Here is a 6,078-nt window from a genome sequence, read left to right on the forward strand (position 1 = left end):
GCGGCATGCCGTGCAGTTGCAGCCCCAGGAAGTCCGCCAGCGTCAAGCCCGTCAGGCTGCCGGGGCCGTCGCTGCCGCCAGCGGCGATGAGGATCGCCTCGACATTGCTCCAGGTGAACGGCGTTTCGGGTTTCGGAGGCTGCGCCTTACTTGTGGGCATCGTTGCCACCCATCTGCATCTGCCCGTCCATCTGCATCAGCATGGCGCCGCTCTGAACGCTGCCCTGCGTGGGGCCGACCACCTGATCGGGCAGCACCACGGCAACGTTCTGCATCATGCCCTGGTCCTCATGGTCCAGGATGTGGCAGTGGAGCACGTATTCGCCGATATAGCGCTCGTAGCGGGTGCGCAGCGTGATCGTGTAGATGCCGGAGAAACCTGCGGGTAGCGATTGCGGGATGAGGCTCTTGATCCACAGCGTGTCCTTCCACACGCCTTTCAGCCCCGGATATTGCGGATCGTAGGGCGCGCCGCCGGCATCGTCGACCGCGCCCGGCGCGCTGACGTCCTTGCCGTTGGGATCAATGATCGAGACGATCTGGAACGGATTGACGTGGATGTGGAACGGATGGCTGACGAAATGCGACTGCAGCACCCATTCCTGCGCCTTGCCGAGCGGCAACTGACGGTCGATGCGGGTGGGGTCGTAAGGCTTAGCGCTGGCGGTATCGAGCGTGTTGCCGACTTCGAATTTTACGCCCGGTCCCGTCGTGTCGATGAAGAAGGTCAGCTCCTGCGTGCCGTTGCCCTTAACCTCGTTGTCCGTGACGTCGGGATGCGGCGTGAAGCTCGTCAATTTCGTTCCCGTCTTGAGGTCGGCCACCACCGTCGCTTTGATATCCGTTGGCATATTGGTCTCGGCCAGCGCGACCAGCTTATGGTTGATGTAGCTTTCCACATTGTCGACCGGGGTTCCCGGCGCGACGTCGACCAGGCCGAGCAACTGTGGGCCAACCTCCAATCCATTGACCACACCCGACTTCGGCGCCGACGAGTCGATCACGCAGTAGCGTCCGGCCTCCGGGAACACGACCAGCGCATCGAAGCGATAGCCGGGCTGGAAGGTTGCCAGCTTGGTCATTTGTCCCGCTGCCATCGTCAGCCCGTCGGCCGCGACCAGCATGTAGGGCACGGGGGTGGTATCGCATGTATCCTTGATGAAGGCCGCGGTGGCGTCGGCCCTGAGCAGCGTCTTCGCGCCCGGCTTCAGCTTGCCGTCGAGCACCTTGAAGAACTGCAGGCTGATCGTGTCGCGCACGCCGGCATGGATCATGCGCCAGCGCTCGATCTGGCCTTGCGTCGCCTTCATCGGATCGTTTGGATTGAACACCTTGCCGTTGAGCGATGTATATCGTCCCGACGCCGGCCAGGTGCCGGGGCCGAACTGGTCGTATCCCTCGATGCCGCCGACGTCGCCCGGATCGCAGATATAGCGGCCGTTGATGTCCTGCTTGATCGGGCCGAGTTCGCCAGGCTTGGCCGCTGGCGCGCGGCAGGCATACTGGATCTGCTGCATCACCAGCACGCGCTCGGCGACTGCCGAAGTCGGAATCAGCGTGTCGATGTCGCCATGCGCGGAAGGCGTCGGAGGACGGTTGCCGCGAACGATCAGCGCTCCAGCCATGCCGCTCGACACCTGCAGCGCCGTCGAGCCGTGGCGGTGCGTATGGTACCAGAAGGTGCCCGAAGGATGGTCCGACGGGATGTTGTACTCATAGGTGAACTTCGTCTGCGGGTTGATCGACAGTAGCACGTTGTCGCTGTTGCCCGACGGGCTTACCCATAGCCCATGCGTATGGAGGTTGGTGCCGTTGAAGCAATGTGGGATGTCCGGCATCTGGCCGCCCGGCATGCAGCCGGGGTCGCCGGGCTGCGGACCCGCTGGCAGCTGGTTGTCGAGGGTGATGCGCACCGTGTCGCCGGGAATGGCCTCGATCGTCGGCGAGACGTAAGGCGCGTTGGGATCGACCCCCTTGCCGGTGTAGCCGCGCAGATGCACCTTGTCATATCCGCCGGTCGACGGATTGTAGATCTGGTTGTCGATATATTCGATCTTGAGATCGAGCAGGCGGTCGCCGCGCACCGGCGCCGTGTTGCCGGGCAGCGGCGCAGCAGGCGCCAGTTCTTTCAGCATCGGCTTGGCGATCGGCGCGCGCTCGTCCTGCAGCACCGGCGGATTGTTGATCTCGGCCGCCGCGGGTAGCGCCGTGAACGGCCCCAGGCCGCAGATGAAAACACCGGCGAAAAGCCGGGCACGCGTCATCGATCCTCCACTTACCATGGGGCTCCCCTCACACTGGCTCTGGATTGTCCTCTACAAGCATATTGCTCTCGATCCGCAGGTATGTCCAGCTTTGGAGGTTGTATATCGCGAAATTTTACTTGAACGAAATCTTTTCGCCGCTTTATTACGGTTGGCTTATACAGCTAATAATCATTTCATTTTGAATTTTCGGTCTATTTGTAATAGTTGAGAGGTGGCAGGGTTGCCGCGCGAAACCGCCGCAATCCCGGCGCGCCGCCCATCATGCAACCCTGCAAGCCGCAATATTCACATCAACTCCGACCTTCGCGGCGCAGCAGCCGCAAAGGCGACAAAAAGGGGAGCTACCGGGTCCGCGTGGCGCAGGATCAGAACTTCTTTCCCAGATTGACCAGGAAGCCGTTGTCCGTATCGCCATCGCTGCCGAACAGGCCGCGATACTCGAGCCGCACCGCAAAATCCTGCGTCGTCTGGATGTTCATGCCCAGGCCCAGCATGAAGCGGTCCCGACCCAACCCGTCGATGGAGGTGCGGTAGAAGGGCCCGCTCAACATGTCGGCATAGTTCATGGTGATGGCGCTGTCGCCCTGGAAGTCGTGCTGATATTCGAGCCTGAGCTGCGGCGAGATCACCCCGAAACTGACGGGGTATTTGTAGGCCAGTGTGAGACCGAGATTGCCGGTCGTGGTGTCGATATCCTGCTCGCCGTAGTGCAACGCCAATGACGGGTCGCCCTCCTCGGTGAAGGCATCCAGCGATGCTCGGGCGACATCAAGACGGGCGTAAGGCGTAACCTGCCAGTCCTGAACCTGATACTTGGCGCCCGCCGACACCGAGGCGAACCACTGGCCGCCGTCGCGGTCGCCGGTGACGAAGCCGCCGCCCGATGTCAGATAGCGCCGCGAGTCGAAGGACAGCCACTGGTATCCGAGCAGGCCGTCGATGAAGAAGTTCTGGCCGGGATGATAGCTGGCATAGAGGCCTGCCGTGTAGGCATGGCCTGTGCTGCGGCTGCCATTGTCACCGATGTCGCTGGCATCGCGGCCATAACCCATGCCGAGACCGATCGCGAAAGCGCGGCTGAGGCGATAGTCGATGCCGGCGCTGAGGCCGGTGGTCTGGAATTTGTAACCGTCATCGCCCTCGCGTTTGCCGATATTGATCGAGCCGCCGGTCCAGATCGTCACCTTGCTGTGGCCGAAGCTGCCTGTGCCGAAGCTGCCTGGCGTGCCCGCCGTGGTGTTGTCGTCCATATAGGACCTGAACGGTCCGTCCTGGGCGGTCGCCTGGCTGCGTCCGCAGGATTGGCCCTGCGGAACCAGCTCGTTGTCGCCGCACGTGCTGTCGAAAGACAGGGCGATCCCCTGGACGAAAGCCAGGCCGTCGGTCGGCTCCTGTCCGTCGTTGCTGTCATGCAGGCCTTCGAGCCGCTGCTGGAAATTGTCGATCTGCGAGGTGGCAAAACGGCGCGCTGCCTCGGTCTCAGCGTTGAGGATGCCCATGACCTCGCTATCCTTGGTCGGATCCGGGCGGGACTCGACGTTGATCATGATCGATGTCACGGCCGACGTGGCATAGGCATTGCTTATGGTGAACGTCACCGTAGCCGTGCCTTCGAACGTCGTCGTCGGCGTGAAGGTCATCTGGAAACCGTTGAGCGCCGTCGTGCCTGACGAGGGCGGAGGCACCGAGACGAGACTTGCTGTCGTGAACGGGCCGCCGGTGGCGTCCTTGGTCAGGTCGACGATTACGGCCTTGCCCGATACCGTCGTCACAGTCTGCGGGACGGGAACCGGATGCGGCCTGACATTGATCGTGACCGTGGCCGGTGCCGAGGTTCCGCCCGGTCCGGTCGCCGTGTATTGCAGGGTGTCCGATCCGACGAAGGAAGTCGCAGGCGTGTAGGAGATCGCGGTGCCGCTGACCGTCGCGGTACCGTGTGCTGGTGCGGTGGAGATCGCTATGGAGGTGATATCGCCGGTGTCGTTGTTCGTGACGTTTATGGTGATCGCCTGTCCGTCAAGCGTCTCGGCTGTATCCGGATTTGCGACCGGTGGGTTGCTTCCGATCGCAAGCGTATAGCTCGCCGCGCCGGTGAAGCCGAGGTTGTCGGTCGCCGTAACGGTGATGGGGAACGAGCCGACAACAGTGGGAGTGCCCGAGAGCGTGCCCGTCGATGACAGCGTCATTCCGGCCGGTAGCGAGCCGCTTGTCAGCGCAAAGCTGTAAGGGCTGGTGCCGCCACTGGCCGTGATCGTCTGACTATAGGCGACGCCGTATTGGGCGGCTGGTAGGGTGGCAGGGGCCAGCGTGATCGTCGGCGCATTGATCACCAAAGTGTAGGCCACGCTCCCGGTGCCGGGCGTGCCGCCGGTGCTGTCCGTCGCCGTCACGGTGAAGTTGAAGCTGCCGGCAGCGGTGGGCGTTCCCGCAAGCGTTCCCGTCGAAGAAAGCGACAGACCTGCCGGCAGCGTCCCGGCAGTCACCGAAAAGCTGTAGGGGGCGCTGCCGCCGCTCGCCGTCATCGGCTGGCTGTATGCGGTTCCGGCCGTGCCGGACGGAATGCTGGCGGGCAAAAGGGTCAGGCTGGGCGTGCCGACGGTGAAGCTGTATATCCGCGCGCCGATCTGGCCGTGAGTATCGGTTGCCTGGACCGTGAAGGAGAAATTGCCGGATTGCGTCGGGGTGCCCGACAGCACGCCCGCCGAATCCAGCGACAGGCCGTTCGGCAACGCGCCGGCGCTGACCAGGAAGCTGTATGGCGCGACGCCGCCGGTTGCGGTGATGGTGGCCGAATAGGCCGAAGCCGCCGTCGCATCAGGCAGCGTGGTCGGGGCGACCACAATGGACGGCGCCGCGACCTGCAGGACGTAGTTTTGCGTTCTGGCAAACGGCGCACCGGCGCCGGTGCTGCTGTCTGTCGCCTGCACCGAGAAGGTGAACAGTCCAGTCACCGTGGGCGTCCCGGAAAGCAGGCCCGAATTCGCCTCAAGGGCAAGGCCTGCCGGGAGCGCTCCCGCGCTGATGGCATAAGTGTAAGGCGCGGTGCCGCCGGACGCCGTGTATTGCTGACTGTAGGCGGTGCCATAGGTCGCGGTAAGGGTCCCCGCCGGTGGTGTCAGGGCAAGCGTCGGCGAGCTGACGGAAAGCGTAAACGGCTGCGAGATCGCGACCGGACCGGTGCTGCTGTCGGAGCCTGTCACGCTGAGGTTGAAGCTGCCCGCTTCGGTCGGTGTTCCGGAAACGGTCACGCTGTTCGCCGTCGTTCCCGTCTGGGAGAGGCCGGCCGGCAAGCCGGCCACGCCCAGCGTGTAGGGCGCCGCGCCGCCGGAGGCGGTGAAGGTCTGCGTATAGGCAACGCCGACTTGCGCGGTCAGCGCCGCCGACGGGCTCACTGTGATCGTAGGGTTGCTGACCGTGATCGTTACGGTCGCCGGAGCCGATGTCCCTGCCGAGTTGGTGGCCGTATACGTGAAGCTGTCCGCGCCGTGGAAGCCAGCATTGGGCTGGTAGGTTATCGACAGGCCACTGGCTATCGCCGTGCCGTTGGCCGGCGAAGATCCGATGGCCACCGAAGTGGGTGTCCCGCCGGTGATGTTGAGCGTGATCGGATTGGCGCCGCTGTTATAGGCGACCGTGGCCGATACCGGGTTCGCAACCGGGGGGATGTTGACGATTTGGAGGCTGTAGCCGCGCGGCGCGCTCGAATAGGGACCGGTGCCGGTGCTGCTGTCGGTCGCGGTGACAGAGAAACTGAAGTTGCCGGCCGCGCTTGGCGTGCCTGAGATCGTCCCGGTGGAGGCGGACAAGGCAA

General features: G+C 63.8%; 2 protein-coding genes. Both read right to left on the reverse strand.

The features are described from left to right. Positions 1-146: 146 nt before the first annotated feature. Positions 147-2,264, reverse strand: a complete 2,118-nt coding sequence (locus EOA32_RS31855) for a multicopper oxidase domain-containing protein (RefSeq protein WP_348632240.1) — start codon at positions 2,262-2,264, stop codon at positions 147-149. 368 nt (positions 2,265-2,632) lie between these two features. Next, the coding region (locus EOA32_RS31860; protein ID WP_128373835.1) for a putative Ig domain-containing protein at positions 2,633-6,078 on the reverse strand (3,446 nt) is incomplete at its 5' end.

Source organism: Mesorhizobium sp. M1A.F.Ca.ET.072.01.1.1, assembly GCF_004023325.1.
GTDB lineage: Bacteria > Pseudomonadota > Alphaproteobacteria > Rhizobiales > Rhizobiaceae > Mesorhizobium.

What these genes read in the sequence shown, in the direction of transcription:
- EOA32_RS31855 (WP_348632240.1), bottom strand. Translation starts at nt 2,264, where the DNA reads ATGACGCGTGCCCGGCTTTTCGCCGGTGTTTTCATCTGCGGCCTGGGG.